The organism is Bifidobacterium vespertilionis (genome assembly GCF_008698145.1).
Taxonomy (GTDB): domain Bacteria; phylum Actinomycetota; class Actinomycetes; order Actinomycetales; family Bifidobacteriaceae; genus Bifidobacterium; species Bifidobacterium vespertilionis.
Genome location: NZ_RZNZ01000005.1, coordinates 83,746 through 103,950, shown reverse-complemented (window position 1 = coordinate 103,950; position 20,205 = coordinate 83,746). Strand labels below are relative to the sequence as shown.

General features: G+C 65.2%; 14 protein-coding genes. 5 read left to right on the top strand and 9 right to left on the bottom strand.

Annotated elements, in window-relative coordinates:
* Positions 1 to 42 precede the first annotated feature (42 nt).
* On the top strand, positions 43 to 828 hold the full coding sequence (locus tag EMO90_RS04945; protein ID WP_150353792.1) for an SDR family oxidoreductase: 786 nt from the start codon (positions 43 to 45) through the stop codon (positions 826 to 828).
* A gap of 52 nt (positions 829 to 880) precedes the next feature.
* Here EMO90_RS04945 and EMO90_RS04940 read toward each other — a convergent pair whose 3' ends face one another.
* Entirely contained in the window at positions 881 to 1,531 is a 651-nt protein-coding gene (locus EMO90_RS04940) for an SDR family oxidoreductase (RefSeq protein WP_150353793.1), read from the bottom strand.
* 149 nt (positions 1,532 to 1,680) lie between these two features.
* Between EMO90_RS04940 and EMO90_RS04935 the strand changes: the two genes are divergently transcribed.
* Both EMO90_RS04935 and EMO90_RS04930 read left to right on the top strand, forming a co-directional pair.
* Complete coding sequence (locus EMO90_RS04935) at positions 1,681 to 2,040, top strand: winged helix-turn-helix transcriptional regulator (protein ID WP_150353794.1); 360 nt, start codon at positions 1,681 to 1,683, stop codon at positions 2,038 to 2,040.
* Between the two features lie 349 nt (positions 2,041 to 2,389).
* The gene (locus tag EMO90_RS04930) at positions 2,390 to 4,399 is read left to right on the top strand and encodes a glycosyltransferase (RefSeq protein ID WP_223849718.1); all 2,010 of its coding nucleotides are present in this window, start codon (positions 2,390 to 2,392) and stop codon (positions 4,397 to 4,399) included.
* Between the two features lie 469 nt (positions 4,400 to 4,868).
* Here EMO90_RS04930 and EMO90_RS04925 read toward each other — a convergent pair whose 3' ends face one another.
* The gene (locus EMO90_RS04925) at positions 4,869 to 6,188 is read right to left on the bottom strand and encodes an ABC transporter ATP-binding protein (protein ID WP_223849724.1); all 1,320 of its coding nucleotides are present in this window, start codon (positions 6,186 to 6,188) and stop codon (positions 4,869 to 4,871) included.
* A 210-nt stretch (positions 6,189 to 6,398) separates the two neighbouring features.
* Between EMO90_RS04925 and EMO90_RS04920 the strand changes: the two genes are divergently transcribed.
* Positions 6,399 to 8,360: a glycosyltransferase family 2 protein gene (locus tag EMO90_RS04920; RefSeq protein WP_150353797.1), complete on the top strand. Its 1,962-nt coding sequence runs from the start codon at positions 6,399 to 6,401 to the stop codon at positions 8,358 to 8,360.
* Between the two features lie 256 nt (positions 8,361 to 8,616).
* On the opposite strand, the gene EMO90_RS04915 is transcribed toward EMO90_RS04920, so the two are convergent.
* From EMO90_RS04915 to EMO90_RS04905, 3 genes are all read right to left on the bottom strand, one after another.
* On the bottom strand, positions 8,617 to 10,494 hold the full coding sequence (locus EMO90_RS04915; RefSeq protein ID WP_150353798.1) for a DUF6020 family protein: 1,878 nt from the start codon (positions 10,492 to 10,494) through the stop codon (positions 8,617 to 8,619).
* A gap of 52 nt (positions 10,495 to 10,546) precedes the next feature.
* Positions 10,547 to 11,521, bottom strand: a complete 975-nt coding sequence (yddG, locus tag EMO90_RS04910) for an aromatic amino acid DMT transporter YddG (RefSeq protein WP_150353799.1) — start codon at positions 11,519 to 11,521, stop codon at positions 10,547 to 10,549.
* A gap of 772 nt (positions 11,522 to 12,293) precedes the next feature.
* Complete coding sequence (locus EMO90_RS04905) at positions 12,294 to 12,755, bottom strand: Hsp20/alpha crystallin family protein (RefSeq protein WP_150353800.1); 462 nt, start codon at positions 12,753 to 12,755, stop codon at positions 12,294 to 12,296.
* Between the two features lie 742 nt (positions 12,756 to 13,497).
* On the opposite strand from EMO90_RS04905, the gene msrB reads away from it, so the two are divergent.
* Positions 13,498 to 14,637: a peptide-methionine (R)-S-oxide reductase MsrB gene (msrB, locus tag EMO90_RS12380; RefSeq protein WP_223849719.1), complete on the top strand. Its 1,140-nt coding sequence runs from the start codon at positions 13,498 to 13,500 to the stop codon at positions 14,635 to 14,637.
* A gap of 342 nt (positions 14,638 to 14,979) precedes the next feature.
* Here the strand turns inward: msrB and EMO90_RS04890 are convergent, their stop codons facing one another.
* The 4 genes from EMO90_RS04890 to EMO90_RS04870 form a co-directional block, all read right to left on the bottom strand.
* A complete protein-coding gene (locus EMO90_RS04890) occupies positions 14,980 to 16,149 on the bottom strand; it encodes a toxic anion resistance protein (protein ID WP_223849720.1) in 1,170 nt (389 codons plus the stop codon).
* A gap of 86 nt (positions 16,150 to 16,235) precedes the next feature.
* Positions 16,236 to 17,321 (bottom strand): hypothetical protein, encoded by a 1,086-nt coding sequence (locus EMO90_RS12375; RefSeq protein ID WP_223849721.1) that lies wholly within the window; start codon positions 17,319 to 17,321, stop codon positions 16,236 to 16,238.
* The gene (locus EMO90_RS04875; protein WP_150353802.1) at positions 17,318 to 18,049 is read right to left on the bottom strand and encodes a 5-bromo-4-chloroindolyl phosphate hydrolysis family protein; all 732 of its coding nucleotides are present in this window, start codon (positions 18,047 to 18,049) and stop codon (positions 17,318 to 17,320) included. The genes EMO90_RS12375 and EMO90_RS04875 overlap by 4 nt, the downstream gene beginning before the upstream one ends.
* Positions 18,049 to 19,752, bottom strand: a complete 1,704-nt coding sequence (locus tag EMO90_RS04870; RefSeq protein ID WP_150353803.1) for a vWA domain-containing protein — start codon at positions 19,750 to 19,752, stop codon at positions 18,049 to 18,051. The genes EMO90_RS04875 and EMO90_RS04870 overlap by 1 nt, the downstream gene beginning before the upstream one ends.
* Positions 19,753 to 20,205: the final 453 nt, after the last annotated feature.

Below are 20,205 nucleotides of genomic sequence, written 5' to 3'. Positions count from 1 at the left end.
ATTCCCCCAGCCATAGGCACGCAGCATAAGGAGCCATGGATCATGACCAGACCATCATTCGTACTGTTCGTCGGCGCCACCGGCAGCGTCGGCAGGCTCGCCGTCGCCGAGGCGCTGCGACGGGGATACCGCGTGCGCGCCATGGTGCGCGACATCTCGCATGCCGGCCTGCCCCAAGGCGCAGAGCTCTTCGAGGGGGACCTGACCTCGGTCGAATCGTTCACCCGCGCGTTGGATGGCATCGACGGCATTGTGTTCACCATGGGCTCGCACGTCAGCGCGGCGATGATCGAGCGAGTCGACTACGGCGCGGTGCGCAACGCGCTCATCGCATTGAATGGACGCAAGGTGCGCATCTCGCTGATGACCGCGATCGGCATCACCAACATGGATACGCCCCGCAACAGGCAATACCGGAACCATGATTGGAAGCGCCGATCGGAGCGATTGGTGCGGGCCAGCGGCAACGAATACACCATCGTGCGCCCGGGATGGTTCGACTACGGTTCGCCCGACGATCGTCGCCTGGTGCTGCTGCAGGGAGACAGCCGGCGAACCGGCAGCCCGACGGACGGGGCCGTCCCGCGCGACCAGATCGCCCGCACGCTGGTGGACGCCCTCGACTGCCCGGACGCCACAGGCAAGACGTTCGAGCTCATCGCCGAGCATGGCGATGAGCAACCGGACCTCACGCCGCTGTTCGCCGCACTGGAGCCGGACTTCCCCGGCAGTCTCGATGGCGTGCACGACGACGACAACTTCCCGCCGTCCGCGCAGCCGGAGCGGGTGCTGGCCGACCTGCGGCGCATCCAGACGATGAACGCATAGGAAGGGCCCTGCGGATTGCGCCCCACCGGCGGGAACGCAATCCGCGGCGGCCCTACCAGCGCACGGAGATGCGCTGCCCGATGTGCGCGCTGGCGGGATCGGCGGACAGCTCGTCGACGATCGCGATGGCGTAGTCGGCGTAGCTGATGGCGCTTTCGCCGTCGGCATTCGTGGTGAACTCCTCGCCGGCCAGCACGTACGATCCCGTGCGGGGGCCGTCGGCGCGGAAATCGGCGGCCGGGGAAACATAGGTCCACTTCACGTCGGAGCGCTGGCGCAGTTCGGCGAGCGACTCGCCCATCGCGGTGGCGAGCGGCTGGAACGCGGCCGGGAAGCCCTCGGACTGGCTCAACTGCAGGGTGTGCTCGGGATTGAGGTACAGGCTGCCCGCGCCTCCGACCACGATCAGTCGGACATTGGTACCGGACAGGGCATCCGCCAGGAGCTTAAGCGAGGCGGAGTGCTGGGACAGGGTGTCCGGCGCCCACGTGCCGAACGCGTCGACGACCGCGTCGAAGCCGGTCAGATCATCGGCGGTCAGATCGAACAGGTCCTTGGACAGGGCGTGCTGCGCCACGGTTTTGTTCTCGCCGCGCACGATGGCGGTCACGTCGAAGCCGCGATCGACGGCCTCTTGGACGATGGCCCGCCCGGACTTGCCGTTGGCGGCGATGACTGCGATGCGCTTGGTGTTCTGGGTCATGATGATGCGCTCCTTATTGAATGCTCGTTTTGCTTTCGTTATTCAATGCACGACCGAAGCCGCGCAGACATGATTTACGATATTGAAGTACATCCCAAAAAGGAAGAAGGCACAATAAAGTGCTATAGTTACCCAAAAGGAACCATTGGATGATTCCAACGATTATGGAAGGTACGATCATGGTCGATGTCAACACGCTCCCGGCGTGTCCCGTGGAGACGACCCTCACGCTCATCTCCGACAAGTGGAAGATCCTGATCATCCGCGATCTGCTGGACGGCACCAAGCGATTCAGCGAGCTGCGCCGGTCGATCGGACATATCTCGCAGAAGGTGCTCACCGCGAATCTGCGCCAGATGGAGGCCGACGGGCTCGTGCACCGAGAGGTCTACGCGGAGGTGCCGCCGCGCGTGGAGTACTCGCTGACCGCCACCGGCCAAAGCCTCAAGACCGTCATCGACGCCCTGTGGAGCTGGGGCGAGGACTACAAGGCCAGACTCGCGGCGTAGTCGGGCGGTCCTGCGATTCCGAGTCCCATCCAGCGGTCTTCTTCGTCATCCTGAGCGTAGCGCGAAGCGCGGAGCCGAAGGATCCTTAACTCCCCGCATTATGATTTTCCGCGAAATGTCCAAGGATCCTTCGACTCCGCCCTTCAGTGTCCGGCTGCGCCGGACCGTCGCCGCCTTAGCGGCGGCTCCCCTCGCCTACGGGCAGCCCACAGGGCTGCCCGCTTAACGGCTCAGTGCTCAGGATGAGGGCCGCCCCAATCACAGCGCACCCCGCCGAGCAGAGGGCCGCCCGGCCCCAGCGCACCCCCGCCAAGCAGGACATGAGAAATCCGTTTGTATAATGAGCCCTATGCCGAACGCCAAGAACCCCCAGGAGCAGTGGGAAGTCGTCAACCGGGTCGTCTATCCGGTGAAGGATCGGGATCTGACGATGCCGCTGTACGCGGTGGAATGGACCCGTCCGCGCCTCACCGAGGCGGCCCTCGACCCTCTGGCGCATGTGCGCGGCAAGGGACCGGGCAACGGGCTCGCGAGCGGCGATGGCGCGGACGCGGGAGTACGGCAGACGATCAGCCGCGATGTGTTCACGGTTGACGGCCGCACGTCGATCACCGTCAAACCGGGCAAGCGCATCTCCCTGTGCACGTTCTTCAACGCGTTCCCGGCCAGCTATTGGCGCCGATGGACAGCCGTGCGCACGGTGAGGTTCACGGCCACCGTGCGCGGCGAGGGCACCGTCACCCTGCACAAATCGAACGCGCGCGGCTTCATCGCGCCCGTGAAGGATCTGCCGGCGAGCACGCCTGCCGCAGCACAATCGCACACCATCTCCTACGACATGCCGCTCAAGGGCATGCTGGACGGCGGCTATTTCTGGTTCGACGCCACGGCCGGGGACGATCGGCCCCTGACCATCATCGACGCCGCATGGTCGGTGCCCGTCTCCGCACGTCGCACGCACGAGGCGAGCACACTGTCCATCGCGATCACCACGTTCAATCGTCCGTCGTACTGCCACAACCAGCTGAAGGCCATCGCCGGCGAGCCGGCCCTGCGCGAGCGTCTGGACACCGTCTACTGCACCGATCAGGGCACCGATCTGGTGCGCGACCAGCCCGGCTTCCAGGACACCGCCGCGGACATGGGCGGCCAGCTGACCTACCTGCGCCAGCGGAATCTGGGCGGATCGGGCGGATTCTCGCGCGGCATGTTCGAAACGGTCCGCGCGAACCGCAGCGACTATGTACTCCTGCTGGACGATGACGCGATCAGCGAGCCGGAATCGATCCTGCGCGCGCTCAACTTCGCCGACTACACGAAGAAGCCCACGCTGGTGGGCGGCGGCATGTTCCATCTGGACAACCGCACGGTCATGTTCACGCTCGGCGAGCACTGGAACCCGGTGACCAACATGCACGGCCCGGTGATCGGCCGCCCGTACAACCACGACTTCGCGCAGCAGCCGCTCGCCGAGTCCCCGAATTGGCACCAGCGGATCGAGACCGACTACAACGCCTGGTGGATGTGCCTGATCCCCACCGAGGTGGTGCGCGAGATCGGCCTGGCCATGCCGGTGTTCATCAAGCACGACGACATCGAATACGGTCTGCGCGCCCGCAGACACGGGTTCCGCACGGTCAGCCTGCCCGGCGTGGCGGTCTGGCATCAGGCCTGGCACGACAAGGACCCGCTGCGCACGTGGGAGGAATACTTCGTGCTGCGCAACCGGTGGATTCAGGGCGTGCTGTACTGCGACAAGCCGAATTGGCACTTCATGCGCGAGATGGTGGCCGGCGATGTGAACGCGGGTTGCAAGCTCACGTATTCGGCGATCGCGCTGAGGCACAAGGCCATGGTCGATCTGCTGGCCGGACCGCAGCACATCGTGGACACGTTCCCCACGATCATCGCCGATGTGCGCAAGGCCCGCGAGGGCTTCCCCGACTCCACGGTGATCGACGTGGACGCGGCGCCCATCCCCGAGCGGCTGTTCATTCCCAAGCAACGGCATCTGGGCCGCAGGGGCATCAGCCTGCTGCTCCTGCGCACGTATCTGGGCACGCTGCTGGGCCGCGGAAACGGCATGAAGTCGACCCGCCCGCAGGTGATGGTCCCGTACAAGGACGCCTTCTGGACCACGTTCAAGGGCATCGATTCGGCGCTGGTCACCACGCCCGACGGCGACGGCGTGGAATGGTTCCGCCGCGACAGCCGGCTCTACCGGCGCATGATCCGCGGCAATGCGCGGCTCTACATGAAGCTGTACCGCAATTGGGGGAAGATCGCGAAGGCCTACCGGCGGTACGATTTCGCGAGCATTGGACGCTGGGAGCGGATCTTCCGCGACGCGGAGGTGTAACGGAAGTGTGACCCGGGGCGTGCAGACCGTGACTCGGCGTGCGTGACGGGGCGTGCATTGGTGACATGGCGTGTGACATGGGGTGGACACGCCGGGTCACAGGGTTTCAAAATCGTTGAAATAAAGCCATTTTGAACCCCACCGTGACTGGGAGTGGGCACGCCGGGTCACGCCCCATGTCACAACCCACACCGAGTCACACGCCGGGTCACGCCGAGTATGGGAAGCTGAGGTTACGTCATCCTGAGCGAAGCCCGAAGGGCGGAGTCGAAGGATCCTTAATCCCCTGCACTCATTGGAACCGCCGATTTGTGCGTAATGGCCAAGGATCCTTCGACTTCGGCTACGGTGTCCGGCTGCGCCGGACCGTCGCCGCCTTGGCGGCGGCTCCCTTCGCCTACGGACAGCCCACCGGGCTGTCCGCTTCACGGCTCAGTGCTCAGGATGACGAGACGGGCCTGCGAAGCACCTACCGCCCGGCCGCCTGCTCCGCCGCCTTGAGATCGATCAGGTCGGGGATGATGTTGCCGTCGTCGTCGATCTGATGGATGCGCATGGCGTCGTCGTTCAACAGCGCGTACGGATCGCGGCAATCGGGATCGCGGATCACGAACGTGCAGGCGTTCTCGTCGATCGCCACCGCCACGGTGTCCGTGAAGTTCGGATCGGTGAGCGACGGGGTGCGCAGCGATGTGATCAGGCGGAACTCGCCATCGTTGAACAGTTTGCAGGGCAGCTCGAAATGCACCGTCTGATGGCCGTGCTTGGTCATCTTGATGATCTTCGCGCCCGTGTCGTACGTGATGCCGCCGCGGCGGATGTCGTTCATCGCGATGGCCAGGTAGAAGTCGCCCGGCTCGTCGAACTGGTACTCCACATCGAAGCGGAACATGTCCTTGGTGGTGCACATGGGCTTGGAGACGGGGACGGTCCTGAGGATCGGGCAGCGGGCGTTGAGACCGTTCGGGTAGCCGCCGCGGGCCTCGCGCTCCTTGCGCTGCTTGGCGCGCTCGGCCTCCAGATTGGCCAGCGTGTACTCCTGCGCCACGCTCTCCTTGTCGCCGATCACGCGGACCTTGCCGTCCTTGATCATCATCGCGCGCGTGCAATAGCGCTTGACCGCGTCCATGTCGTGCGTCACCAGGATCACGGTCTTCGTGGGGTCGGTGCTGATCTGCGAGAAGAAATCGGCGCACTTGCGCTGGAACGCCTCGTCGCCCACCGCCAGCACCTCGTCGAGTACCAGAATGTCGCCCTGCGCCTTGATCGCCACCGAGAACGCCAAGCGCACCTGCATGCCGGAGGAATAGTTCTTGAGCTTCTGGTCCATGAAATCGCCCAGCTCCGCAAAATCGACGATGTCGTCGTACATCGCGTCGATCTGCTCGGTGCTGAAGCCCAGCAGGGCGCCGTTGAGGTAGACGTTCTGCCGACCGGTGAGCTCCGGGTTGAAACCCACGCCCAGCTCGATGAACGGCACCAGATCGCCGTGCGTCTCGATCGTGCCCTTGTCCGGGCAGTAGATGCCGGAGATCAGCTTGAGCAGCGTGGACTTGCCGCCGCCGTTGCGGCCCACGATGCCGAAGAACTCGCCCTGATGCACCTCGAAGGACACGTCGTCCAGCACCTGCTGCATGCGGTATCCCTTGATGCCCTTGGTCCAGTTGATGAACGCCTGCTTGAGGCCCGTGGCCTGCTCGGTGGGCAGACGGAAGGACTTGCTCACATGATCGACCTTGAGCACCACGGGGGCCTTGGTGAAGTCCAGGGTGCCGTCCTCGGAGAGCAGATCCTCGGCGTTCTCCGCATTCTGGGTATTCTGAGCGTTTTTCGTCACGGCATCATCCTATCAGCGCCGTCGGCAAGCGCCATCTGCTAGCATTCCGGTGTGAAGACACGCCGCGGCGGAGAGCTTGCGAACCGCGGACCGATCGTGCCATGGCTTGGATCGGGCCATGGCTTGCAATGGTAATCAAACGGACTAGGAGCGTTCCGGAACATGAAGACATTGACCGCCCAGAACATCGGCATCGACGACATCCCGCAATATGCCAAGCAGCCCACGCTGTGGATGCGGGCCGATCACCCCGTCACGCCCTCCTACATCGACGGCGGCCACCGCGAGTTCCAGCTGCCCGTGGCCGGCGATTACGATCTGACCACCTTCTTCAACGCGCTGTCCGTGGCCAAGTGGCGCAAGTACACCAACGCGAAGGCCTTCCACCTGCGCATGGCGGTCAAGGCGTCGCCGTTCGTGGCGATCGATCCGGCCGTGGTGGACGAGGACGGCAAGGCGTCGATCCGCGTGACCCTGACCATGGCGGACACCTACTCCTACCAGCCCACCGTGGTGGAGGGCAAGGGCTTTTGCGTGGAGGCGCCCGCGGACGACGAGTGGCACGAGATCACGATCGACGTGCCGCAGGGCCTGGCGAACGACCGCACGCCGGTGCTGTTCGGCGCGATCATCACCGCCCCCGGCGTCACCGACGTGCGCGACGCCCGCTGGGACATGGATCTGGACGATGAGGACGTGCGGCACGTGGAGGTGGCCGTGTGCATCACCACGTTCAAGAAGGAGCCGTACATCCGCCGCAACGCGCACATCTTCCGCGACTCCGTGATCGGCTCCGGCACCGAGGCCGGCAAGCACTTCACGCTGCACATCGTGGACAACGGCCGCACGCTGAGCGAGGACGAGGTGTTCGCCTCCGACCGCATCCAGCTGCACCCGAACGTCAACTCCGGCGGCGCCGGCGGCTTCGCGCGCGGCATGATCGAATCGATCGAGCAGGAGCCCAAGGCCACGCACGTGATCCTCATGGACGACGACATCTCCCTGTCCCCCGAGTCGCTGCTGCGCACGTACAGCCTGCTGCAGGCCGTGAAGGACGAGTGGCGCGAGGCGTTCGTCTCCGGCGGCATGATGAGCCTGGACGAGCCGGACATCCGCCACGAGGACATCGGCTTCTTCAACAAGGACGGCTGGTGCCAGTCCCTCAAGCCGGTGATGCGCATGAGCGTGCTGCACGATGTGATCGAGAACGAGGCCTTCAAGCCGCCGTACGATCTGCCCGGCTGCGAGGACCAGCGCACGCAGAAGTACCAGGCGTGGTGGTACTGCTGCATCCCGATGACGCAGATCGAGCTGCGCGGCCTGCCGCTGCCGCTGTTCGTGCGCTACGACGATGTGGAGTACTCGCTGCGCAATCCCCCGAAGATCATGAGCATGAACGGCATCTGCGTGTGGCACTCCCCCTTCTTCATGCGCTACGACGCGGCCGTGGAGCGCTACCAGGTGGCGCGCAACCTGTTCATCATCCGGCACGCCTCCGGGGCCGCGCCCATCTCCGACTTCGAGGACGCGCTGTACCGCCAGGTGCAGATCGAGCTCAAGCGCTTCAACTACGCCGACGCCGAGCTGGCGCTGGAGGGCTTCGAGGACTTCCTCAAGGGCCCGGACACCACCTTCGCGCCCGGCTTCGCGGAGAAGAAGTTCCTGGAGTCGCACAAGAAGGCGGAGAAGCTCGTGCCGCTCGAGGAGCTGGACGACGAGCTCAAGAAGCTCGGCATCGACTTCCGCACGCTCACCAGCGCGGACATCGCGCGCGACAAGCCGCGCTCGCTCTTCCAGCGCGGCCTCGACTTCATGACCTTCAACGGTCAGCGCACGCCGCTGCCCTACACCAAGCACGGCAAGGTGGCGATCTGCGAGGCGTCCGGCGGCGCGTACATCGGCGGCGCCCTGCGCGAGGCGGAGACCGTGGTGGCGGTGAGCATCCCGCAGCGCAAGGCCGCGATCCGCCACAAGGACCAGGCGCGCTTCAACGAGATCTGGAAGCGCTACAAGGACGACGTGAAGGCGTACCGCGAGCGCAAGGCCGAGCTGGACAAGCTGTACCACGAGGCCTTCCGCCGCATGACCACCGTCAAGGCCTGGAAGGAGTACCTGGGGATCTGACGTTGATGGGCGGGCCGGCCCGCCCATCAACGTCATCCTGAGCGCTGAGCCCGCAGGGCTGAGTCGAAGGATCCTTCGCTGCCGCTCAGGATGACTAGGGAGTTGCTTTTTGTCATCCTGAGCGAAGCGGAGCGGAGTCGAAGGATCCTTGGCCACTGTGCACTAAGCGTTGTATGCACTAGTGCGGGGAATTAAGGATCCTTCGACTCCGCTGCGCTCCGCTCAGGATGACAGGAAGGGACTGCTGCGCCTTCGCTCAGGATGACCGCGGGCGAACCTCCGTGCCGCAGAACGGCAGGGCCGTGAACAGGGGCAGGATGAAGTACTCGGAGGCCGGGTACCAGAACAGCACGATCGGACTGGCGTACAGGGAGGCGACCGTGAGCAGCAGCAGCGAGGTCGCCCCCAGCGCCACCCATCGGCGGCGGGAGATCAGGTAGCCCACGAGGATCATCGGCACGTAGGTGACGTACAGGCCGATGCTCATCCATCGGTTGCCCTGATCCGCCGCGCGCCTGACCGATTCAGCCACGTTGCGCTGCCAATCGGCCTTGTTCGACGTGCCCATCAGATCGCCCAGCAGACGGTATGCGGCCGGCAGACGATCGTCCTGTGGCGTGTGGGTCATGAACGTGGCCCACTGTTTCATGTACGACTCGCTGAAGAGATAGTCGGCATCGGTGGGGTACGTGAAGTTGGAGCCCTTGCCGGTGTATGCCCAGTTCATCGTCGTGCCCGCATAGGCCATCACATAGTCGGCCGGGTTCTTCAGGCCGATCGACGCCCACGCCCGGACCGCATCCCACTTGGCGGCCGTGGACGCGTGGGGAACGAGCGACCAGACCGTCTCGTCCGTGCGGGAGGGGTTGTAGCGATCGCCGGCCCCCTCCACATCCATGAAGCCCTTGAGCAGCTCGCGATCATGCGCGCTAATCGCACTCGGGTTTTTGGCCTGAACGCGGCCCACCGGCTGCGTGATCACCCCGTACAATTCGCGGCTTTCCGTGACGGCCGCATCCGTGGCCATCACGCTCAGCGGCCCCCAGACGCACTGGGCCAGCACTAGGCCGGCCATCGCGCAGGCGAAGAACCATTTGCGGTTGCCGCGCACCACGATCAGCGCGAACGCGAAGGCCAGGACGAGGATCATCAGCGCGGTGCGCTTCGAGGCGACGGACAGGGCCACGAGCAGGATGAACGCCGTGGCGACCGGCCATCGGCGCAGCACACGCCCGCGCGTGCGGCAGATCTCCACGAACAGCACGGCCGTGGGCAGCATGGCGATCACATGCAGCGTGTCCTTGCCCATCATCGTCACGCCGCCCACCACAACGTAGTTCAGGGCGTAGTAGAGCACCGCGAGCAGGGAGGCCAGGAAGGGCAGGCCGAGCTTGCGGATGTAGCACAGCGCGAAGGCGCAGCACAGCGACAGGGCCAGGACCTGCGCGACCGTGTAGGCGGCCAGGCCGTTCATCAGGCTGCCGGTGGCCGCGCCGAACCGCCAGAACCAGCCGAAGACGATGGTGTCCAGCAGGGGGTGCTGGGTGTAGTAGCGGATGTTGCCGGAGGTCTGCATGAACTGGGCAATCGTGTCGTCGCGCATGGCGCCGGGCCAGGTGACGGCGATCCACAGCGACCAGCCGAGGAGTGTGGCGAGCCAGTAGAGGAGGAAGTATTTGCGCAGGGACGCCTTGAAGGTGATCGGGCGGCGGGCGCGCAGGCAGACGTTGAGCGCGCGGAGGATGGGGTTGCGCGGGGGCTGGGCGGATTGCGAGTCAGCTTGGGCGGGCTGCGATTCGGACTGGCCGGCAGGCGTTCCGACTGCGGCGGGCGCGTCCTGCCGGGCGAACTGGGCGGCGGATGACCGGGTGCTGAAATCGGCCCAGTTGTAAGCCGCGAGCGCCGCCACGTACACCACCACGGAGAACAGGATGCCGGATTGCGCCGATTCGCGGATGAGCTGGTCGGTGATCGGATCCTCGAAGAGCCTGGTGTTGTTGACAATCGCCCCGGCGAAATCGATGCCGTATCCCAGAATCGCCACGATCAGCGCGGCGGGGTCGAACCAACGGATATGCCCTGCGGCGGCGCGCGGATTGGCGGCGCCAACCGTCGCGACTACGTTGTCTGACACTATCTGACTTCCCATTCCTGTTGCTCGACCGGATTGTTCCACGATATCAGGGTCAGCCGCGGTTGCGCGAGGAAATCCACCAGTTGAGGATCGAGCCGGCGGCCACGAGCAGCGCGCCGCACCAGAACGGCAACGTGAGGGACAGGCCCAGCAGCACGGCGCTGGCGGCGGTGGACAGCACCGGGGTGGCGTAGGAGGCCATGGCGAGCGTGGTCATGCTGCCGTGCAGGATGCCGTGGCCCCAGCAGGCATAGCCGCCGGCAATCGACGCGGCGGCGCCCAGGACCGCGATCCAGCCGTACCAAGGCGGCGCCACGGCGGGCCAGCCCTGACCGGACATGAAGTGGATGATCCAGATCGCCACGGCCACCACGGGGAAGAACAGGGAGGTGCCGTCGTAGCCCTTGGCGAGGACCGGGGTGAACACGGCGTAGACGGACCATGCGGCGGCGCCGCAGAAGGCCAGCAGGTACGGCAGCGGGTTGGAGGCGATGTGGCCGGCGGCCAGTCCCCAGTCGAGGCCGCTGTTGCCGCCCACGGCCAGAACCACGCCGGCGGTGGCGACGATCGCGCCGGGCAGGACGCGGATGATCGCGCGGGCTCGGGAGGTCAGCGCGGACTTCGCAGATTTCGCGGACTTCGCGGACTTCACTGCGGGCCCGAAGGCGGCGGCGAGCAGAACCATCATGGTGGGCCACAGGTAGTTCACCAGACTCACCTCCACCGAGGATTCGGGCGTGGATGCCAGCCCGATCGACAGGGAGATGGCCGATTCGTAGAACACGAACAGCACGCCGCCGAACACCAGATACTTGCGCGGGCATTCGCGCAGGGGCGCCGGGCGGCGGAAGATCATGAGCAGCACGGTGCCGAAGGTGTAGATCAGCGCGGAACCGAGCGTGGCGCCGAAGGATTCCGCGACAACGCGGACCAGACCCGTCATCATGCTCCACAGCAGGATCGCCATCAGTCCCACCGATGTGGCTCGCGAGGAAATCACGTGCCCGTCGTCGCCGTTCGTCGTCATGCCGTCACTCTCGCTTTCTCCGCTTATGGCTGCGACGCGGCCATTCGACCGCATCGGAACCAGTCTGCCCCAGTCTGCCGGCCGGGGCCGACCGTTGGCGAGGCGGATTTCGAGGACTGCGCGGGGCTATCTGGTCTATCTGGCTGTGTATCCGGCCTATCTGACCGTCTATCTGGCAAAGTGGGGGCGGATTTTGAGGGTTGCAGAGCGCTATACATGAAAGTGGGGGCGCGTAGACCGAATAATCGGCATGCAAAACATGCCATATTGGGGCGTTTTTGGCATTGCGACAGGCCCCATCGAGGTCGAGGACGGACTGTCGACGCCCCCACTTTCATGTATAGCATTCTGCAAAGGCCGAAATCCGCCCCCACTTCGCCAGATAGGCACGAAACCCTTCTTACAACTGCCGCGAACGGATCCCGAGCGCGGATCCCGCGGCCAATAATGGTGGCTTGCTCGCGTTCAATACTTCATACTTCCGAGCGCTGTCCCGCGAATCTCATTCTGCGCAGCCCCCAATCCGCCCCAGAACGCAAAAATGCCGTGCGGAACTCGGCAGCGTTCCACACGGCATTTTCGGATGATTGGCTTGCTTCCATTGGTCGTCCGCGAGACTAGTCGGCGTAGGACACGTAGGGCGGGCGGCGCATGGGAACAGCGCCAACCAAGAGCGATTCACAAATCAGGCCACTGAGAAGGCCAAATCAACGGCGGGCGCAGCCGGCAGACCGCGGAAATCCCGCCTGAGCGATCGCGATCGAAGGGAAAATCAGCCCTCGATGGCGATCTGATGCTTCGCCTCGACCTGCGGCTTGGCGTCCATCTTCGGGACCTGCAGGCACAGCGTACCGTTCTTGTAGCTGGCGTGGATGTCGGACTCCTTCATGTCCTCGCCCACGTAGAAGCTGCGAGAGCAGGAGCCGGCGTAGCGCTCGCGACGCAGCCACTTGCCGTCCTCGCCCTTGTCCTCGTGCGAACCGTCGCGGCGGGCGGACACGGTCAGATAGCCGTTGCTGAGCTCAAGGTTGATGTCTTCCTTCTTGAAGCCAGGCATGTCGATGTCCACGTCATAGCCGTCCTTGGTCTCCTTGACGTCCGTGCACATCATGCCGTTGGCCATCGCGGCGCTCATCGCACCGCCGTTGTCCGTCTGGCGCCAACCCTCGAAGAACGGGTCGTCGAACAGATCGGAGAACATCGTGTCATTCATCAAAGCCGGAAACATAGCCATAACCAATACTCCTTGTCAGGAGCTGGAGCGGTTTGGCTTGGCGTCGCGTCCTTTCGGGCGCCGCGCCTATCGTTGCCGTTCCCGGAACCCCTCCCGGGGCTCCATCGTCATCCTTGTCACTTCCCCCAACATTCCCGCCGGGCAGTCATTCCGTGATTTCACCGTGAGTGAAATCGGGGTTGGGCGGGCCGCGAAGGACTGGGCGAACTGGGCGGGGATGGGCTTTGGCGGCGGGGGTGTAGTAATTCCGGACGGTTTCGGCCCGATTTTCGTCCGGAATTACTACACCAAGACGCGATGAGGCCGGCCAATGTCCCGGTTTGCCCAGTTTGTCCCGACTCAAAACGTCACAGGGCACCACCAGTCCTGATCTGCCCGATCTGTCCAGCCCGATCTGCCCAGTTTGGAAACGCGACGGCCGGATTTGCCCAGTTCGCCCGGTCCGAAGCCCCGTCCCCCGGACCCGAAGCCCCGGTCCCGAAGCGCCCGGACGCAGAATGAGTAAATTCAATGGGCCGCGGGCCGATTGAAGGCCCGATTGATGTCCTGCCGCATCGGATTTGCTCATTCTGTGGTGACCGACGCGCAGAATGAGCAGATCCGCTGTGCAACGGGCCGATTTGGGCCACTTGCGCAATGGATCTGCTCATTTTGCGACGATTGGCGACGATTGGCACGCAGAATGAGCAGATCGGATGCGCTGCACAGCCCGACGGACGGCATGCGGTGGCATACTGGGCGCATGAGCGAAAACAAGACATCACACACCGAAACCGCGTACTTCGCGGGCGGCTGCTTCTGGGGGCTGGAGCGGTATTTCCAAGCCGTGGACGGGGTCGTGGACACCACCGTGGGATACGCGCAGTCGAAGGTCGCGAACCCCACCTACAAGCAGGTCTGCTCGGGCGAAACCGATGCAGCCGAGACCGTGAAGGTCACGTTCGTTCCGTCGCGCGTCACCCTGCGCACGCTGTCCCTGCTGTTCCTGGAGGTGATCGACCCGTTCAGCGTGGACGCGCAGGGCCCCGATCACGGCCGCCAGTACCGCACGGGCATGTTCTACCTCGACGGCGCGGAAGACAAGTCGGGCGGCACCGAGGACGGCACCGATCCGCACGCCACCGCCGAATCCAGCGCCCCCGCCGAGCCGGAGCCGACAGCCGAGCCGGAGCCGACAGCCGCAGCCCCGGCCGACAGCGCACCCATCGCCGCCCGCAGCATCGCCGCCCACGCCACCGGCAACGCCCAGCGCGACACGTACATCGCCGCGCTCGAGCAGCTGATCGACCGCGATCCCCGCCGGCCCGCGGTGCTCGTGGAGCCGCTGCGCAACTTCTACCCGGCCGAGGAGCACCATCAGGACTACCTCGAGAAGAATCCGGGCGGCTACTGCCACATCCCGCTCGCGGCCATCGCGAACGTGCGCCGCCGCCAGAAGTACATCGAGCGGATCTGGGACCTGACGCTCGAGCAGTTCGCGGTCACCCAGCGCGCGGCCACCGAGCGCCCGTTCGTCAACGCGTACGACCGGACCTTCGAACCGGGCGTGTACGTGGACGTGGTGAGCGGCGAGCCGTTGTTCCTGTCCACGGACAAGTTCGACGCCGGCTGCGGCTGGCCCGCGTTCTCCAAGCCGATCAGCCCCGATCTGCTCACCGAGCACGAGGACGATCGGGTGCCGGGCCGCCCGCGCATCGAGATCCGCACGGCCGACACGCAGATCCATCTGGGCCACGTGTTCGCCGACGGGCCGGCCGATCGCGGCGGATTGCGCTACTGCATGAATTCAGCCGCGCTGCGCTTCGTGCCTAAGAGCCGCATGGCCGAGGAGGGGTACGGCGATCTGATCGCGCGGCTTGAGGACGCCCGGGACGCGGACTAGATCGAGACCGCCCAGCCCGTCACCCTAAGCGGAGCCCGGCAGGGCGGAGTCGAAGGATACTTCGTCACTTTCGACGCTAAAGTCATAGTGCAGACAGTTAAGGATCCTTCGACTCCGGCTACGCCTTCGCTCAGGATGACAGAAAGCGACTACCCCGTCATCCTTCGGCTCCGACTACGGTGTCCGGCTGCGCCGGACCGCCGCCGCCTTGGCGGCGGCTCGACCGCAATAGCGGTCGGCCTGCGGCCGCAGCATTATTTGCTCACTGTCGTTCGCCTTCGCCTACAAACGCCACCGGCGTTTGCTTCACGGCTCAGTGCTCAGGATGACGTTGGGAGCGCCCTACATCGCGCGGGCGTTGTCGATCAGGGCCTGCTTGAGGTCGGACTCCAGCTTGCGCATCTTGACCTCGGCGGCCTCGCGGTTCGCCTTGCCCTGCTTCTGGATCTGCACGGTCTCCTTGAGGGTGGAGATCAGCTCGTTGTTGATCTTCTCCAGCGTCTCGATCTCCACCACCGAGCGCTGGTTGGCCTTCTCGGCGTCCACCGCGCCCTGGTGCAGGGCGGTCGCGTTGCGCTGCAGCAGCTTGTTGGTCACATCGTCGGCCTTGTTCTGCAGATCCAGGGCCTTGCGCTGGTTGGACAGGCCGAGCGCGATCACCATCTGGCTCTTCCACACCGGGATGGTGGTGGAGATGGTCGTGTCGATCTTGTCCACGATCGTCTGGTCGGCGTTCTGGATGATCTTGATCTGCGGGGCGGTCTGCAGGGTGACCACGCTGATGCGGTCCAGATCATCTAGACGCTTGGCGAAGCGGTCGAGCTTGGACTTGAAGTCCTTGAGCACCTGCGCCTGCATCGGATCGCCGGACTTGGCGGCCTCGGCCTCCAGCGCGGGCAGCTGCGTGGCGTTGAAGTCGGCGAGCGCCTTCTTGCCGGCCAGCACGGTCATCTTGAGCTCGCGGTACTGCTGGGCGTTCTGATCGTACATGGTGTTGTACATGGAGATGTCCGCCACGAGCCGGGCCTGCGCGGTCTCGAGCTTGGCCACGATGTCGTCGATCTGCGCATCCACCTTCTGGTAGCGGCGGCGCAGCTTGTCGATCGAGACGGCCACCTGGCCGATGATCGGCAGCTTCCTGAACCCGCCCAGCTCGGCCTCGTCGATGGTGACGAGCATGGTGGTGAGCAGTTCGCCGGCCTCGCCGGTGTCCTTGGAGCGGGTGTCGGAGAGGATTTCGTCGGCGAAGCTGCTGGTGGCGCGCTGCACGTCCTTGCCGTAGGACGATTCGATGCCCTGCTGCGTGAAGTTGATGGCCTGGGCCATCTGCGCGATCTGCTCCTGCGCCTCCGGGGGCAGCTTGGCGATCTGCTGGTCGGGGCTGAGGGCTGCGTCGGCGGCGGCCTCGCTGGCGGTGGGGACGAGCGCGTTGGCGTTCGGGTCGGCCAGGGTGGCGGGCGACGCGGCGGCTGTGGAGTTGGCGGTGAGATCCGCGAGGGTGATGTTAGCCATTGGTTGGTCCTTTCTTGGCTTGCTATGACGATGTGTGCGGTTGCGTTGAGTCCGTGGAATGGCTGCGGCAATCCGGCCTGCGGCGGCTACGACAGCGCGGCGATGATGGCCTGCATGGCGTCGTTGTTGGGCAGCTCGCTGACGGCGGTGAGCTGGTCGGCCGCGGAGGGCACGCCGAAGCGGCTGATCGAATCGGTGCCGGCGAAGTTGGCGGCGCGGAATCCGTGGCGCTCCCATGCGAGCTTCTGCACGTCCGGCGACTTGAGCACATCGAGCAACTTGGCGCCATTGTCGTCCAAGGCCATGAGCGTGTGCGTGCTCCACACGGTGGGCGTGGGGTAGACGATCACCACATCGTCCTTGATCTGCTGGAAGGCGCTGGGCTGGTTGACGGCCAGATCGAGGATCTGCGACTCGTAGCCCACCATCATGGGCTTGGAGCCCACGCCGAGCGTGAGGAACTGGTTGAAGCTGTCTTCCGAGCTGGTTTCCATCCATCCGGACTTGGCGAAGATCGCCTTGATCGTGGCGGCGTCGCGGTTGACCGAATCGACCGTGGCGGGCTGGCCGCCGTTGAGCACGGTGGCCACGAGGGCCGCGTATTCGTTGCCGGAGTTCGACTGGACCGGGTCGGTGGAGTCGATGCGGAACTGCCCGTAGCCGGCCTGATAGCCCACGTCGGCCCACGATTTGTTGTTCTTCATGGCGTCCACGGCCTTGGCCATGTCCATGTGGTAGGTTTCGCCGTCCTTGCTCACCAGCCCGCCGGAGACGAGCCCGTCGACCACGGCCTTGTGCGTGTAGAGCACGATCGGCGAGTTGAACACGATGTCCTGCTTGGCGGCGTTCACGCCCTTGGCCTTGCCGTACTCCACGGCCGCGCGCGACGACGGGAACAGGTAGTCCATGCCGGTGCGGTCGGCGTCCATCATGGCCAGCGATCCGGCCTTGCGGTAGTCCACGTCAAGCCCCTGCGCGGCGGCCAGCTGGGCGAACTGCGGATCGTCGAACAGGCCGATCTTCTCGCCTCCCAGATATCCGGTGACCTTGGTGGCCTCCACGGGCGCGGCGGGCTTGGGTTTGCTCTGCTGCCAGACCGCGGCGCCGGCGAGCACGCCCACCACCACGAGCAGCGCGAGCAGTCCGATGATTTTGCTTTTGGTGATTTTCACTGCTTCTCCTCCGTCCCCTGCGCGGTCGTTTCATCGTTCGGCGCGGCGGGTCCGTTCGCAATCCGCGTGCCGGGATCGGGCGGGGCCGGCATCCTTCTGGGCGCATGCCGATCGTCATCGTCCACCTCATACCCGTCCATGCGCGCGAGCCGCACGATCGCATCGGAATCGGCCGATATGCCCAGCGTCTTGGACGACACCGCGCGCGAAAGCTCGCCGGCCGCGGTCTTCTCCAGCACCTGCAGCGCCTCGATCGTCTCCTGCCGGGCCTTCCACAGCTGGTCGCCGGCACCGGAGCGCTCCACGTCCACGTACGATTCGAGCAGCTTCGAGGTCTGCTCGCCGTACACGGTTATGTAGTGGCGCAAGGTGCTCCACGCCCCCGGATCCGTGCCCACGTAGCGGATCAGATCGCGCGTGGCCACGACGAAATCGTTCGCCTCGGCCCGCACGGTGGGGTCCTGGATCTCCCGGAGCGTGCCCTCGATCAGCTTCAGGCGCTCGTTGGCGTCGTCGATCGCGTCGGCCGCCTTCTGCCCGTTCGGCAGCGCGGAGGCCAGCACCTTGCCGATCTTGCGGTCGGGCGTGGTCAGCGCGCTCACGCCCACGTATCCGCCGGCTGCGGCGACCAGCGCGACCACGAACCCCGGCACTCCCCCGCCGGCGATCAGAAAGCCGGCCACGCCCAGTCCCAGACCGGCCGCGAATCCCAGAATCACCTGCAGCATCAGTTGTATCCCTTGACCTGGCGGAACACGGCGGCAAGGTCGCCGGAACGGCCGTCGAACACCTTCGCGTTGCTCAGCGAGGCGATCTCGTCCAGCTGCGTGGGGTCGGCGTCGCCGAACATGATCGAGAAGATCGGCAGGCCCTGCCCCTTGGCCGCGTAATCCGACTGGAACTTGGAGCGGTCGCCGGTCTCGGACATGCCGTCGGTCATGAGCACGATCGCGGTGGTGTAGTCGGACACGTTGGAGGGCAGCTGGGCGATCGCCTTGCTCAGGCCGTCGTAGATGTTCGTGCCGCCGCGCGGGTCCCGATTGGCCGCGGCGGACAGCAGGGACGCGGTGTCCGATCCGTTGGCGGTCACCGGCTCGTCGGCCTTGGAAGCGAACGGGATGAGGATGTTGACGTCCTTGCCGGACGGTTCGATGCGCGACGCCTTGGCCTGCTCCGGGTTGAGGGCGGCGTTGAGGCCGTCGACCACGCCCTGCTTGCCCTCGCCCTTCATGGAGCCGGAGTAGTCGACCACCCAGATGGTGTAGCTGGGCTTGCGCAGGGCGGTCTGGTACACGCTCAGCGCCTGATCGATCACGTTCGCGGCGGGCAGCGCGATGGTCTTGAGCGCGCTGGCGTCGGTGTTGATGCCCCAATCGGCCTTGAACGACTGCTGGACCTGCGCGTCGGAGGCATAGGTGAGCGTGCCGCCCAGACCCGTGCGGCGACCGGCGCGCTCGAATTCGAGCTTGGAGTCCTTGGATTGCAGGGCCTGCTGGAACTTGGAGAAGGCGTCCTTGAGGTTCTGGCCGCGGTCCACGTAGCCCAGCGGCGAATCGGACACCGCGATGCCGTCGGCCGGGTAGACGGCCAGCAGCGGGTCGTGGCCGGCCTGTGTGAGCTGCTTGTTGGCCTGGATGACCAGCGATTCGTAGTTGACCATCGCGTCGAAGCGGTCCGGATTGGCCACCACCATGTCCTTGAGCCAGTCGGAGCTGCCGGAGCTGCGGTCGACGCCCTTGAGCAGCGCGGCCACCTTGCTCTGCAGGTCCGCGTTGTTGAGATCGTCCGCGGACAGCGGCTCGTTCTTGCCGGTGAGCGCGGTGGCGAAGGCCAGATAGGCCGATGCGCCGGAGTTCGACTGCGTGGCGGAGGTCATGGAGAACTTGAGCTTGCCGGAGGTCACCGCGTCGATGATGTCCGTGGTGGCGACGGGCTTGGTCTTGCCGGAGGCGTCCGCCCAGCCGAGTTCCACGGCCTTGGGCTTCTCGATGCCGAACACGATGGGCGTGGTGGACGTGCTGGCCGCGTCCTTGACCAGATGCTTGGTGTCGCCCATGGAGATCCACATGCTGGAGGCGGGCCAGACCGCGTCGTAGGTGGTCCCGCCGCTCGTTCCGCCGTTCTCGAGGGCGGCCATGATGTCCAGCGAACCCATGTAGTTGAGCGTGACGGCCACGCCCGATTCGTCGGCGGCCTTCTGCACGGCCGCGGCCACCTCGCGGTTCTCCGAGCCCGACGCGATGTTGAGCGTGGCGCTGGCCTTGCCGCCCGATGGCGTGAACGTCTGGACCTTGTCGCTATTCTGTGGCGTGCCGTTTGTGCCGTTGCTGCCGTTGCCGTTGAGCGATGCGCAGCCGGAGCCCGCGAGCATCATCGCCCCCGCCGCGAGCGCGGCCACCGCCCTGAGGATACGCTTTCCCATGGTACTCATAGCCCCATTGTGGGCCACCGGTGCTTCGTTGTGGAGGCGGTTAGATGAACGCCATGTGAAGTTGAAGTGAATCTCTGGGGGCGACTACGTAGTCGATCGATCTACCCTCGTTGGCGGCGGGCGGAAGGGCGGAAGGGTTGGAAGAAGGGCGGCAGATGTCCCGATCACCCAATTTGCGCCCCGACTGAGTACAAACTGGGCAGATCAGGACACGGATTTTCCAAACTGGGCAGATCCGTACATCTGGACGGCAAAATCGGCCTCCAGCTATCCCGATCTGCCCAGTTTGTTGGGTCGGCGACCGGATTTGCCCAGTTTGCGCCCAGTTTGCCGCGCTCAGGCGCGCTCAGCTTGCCGCATTCAATCCGCTCATTCTACCCGCGCGAAATCGCAGAATGAGCAAATCCCGTGTCCTGGAGGCGGTTTAGGGGCGCTACGGCAATGGATTCGCTC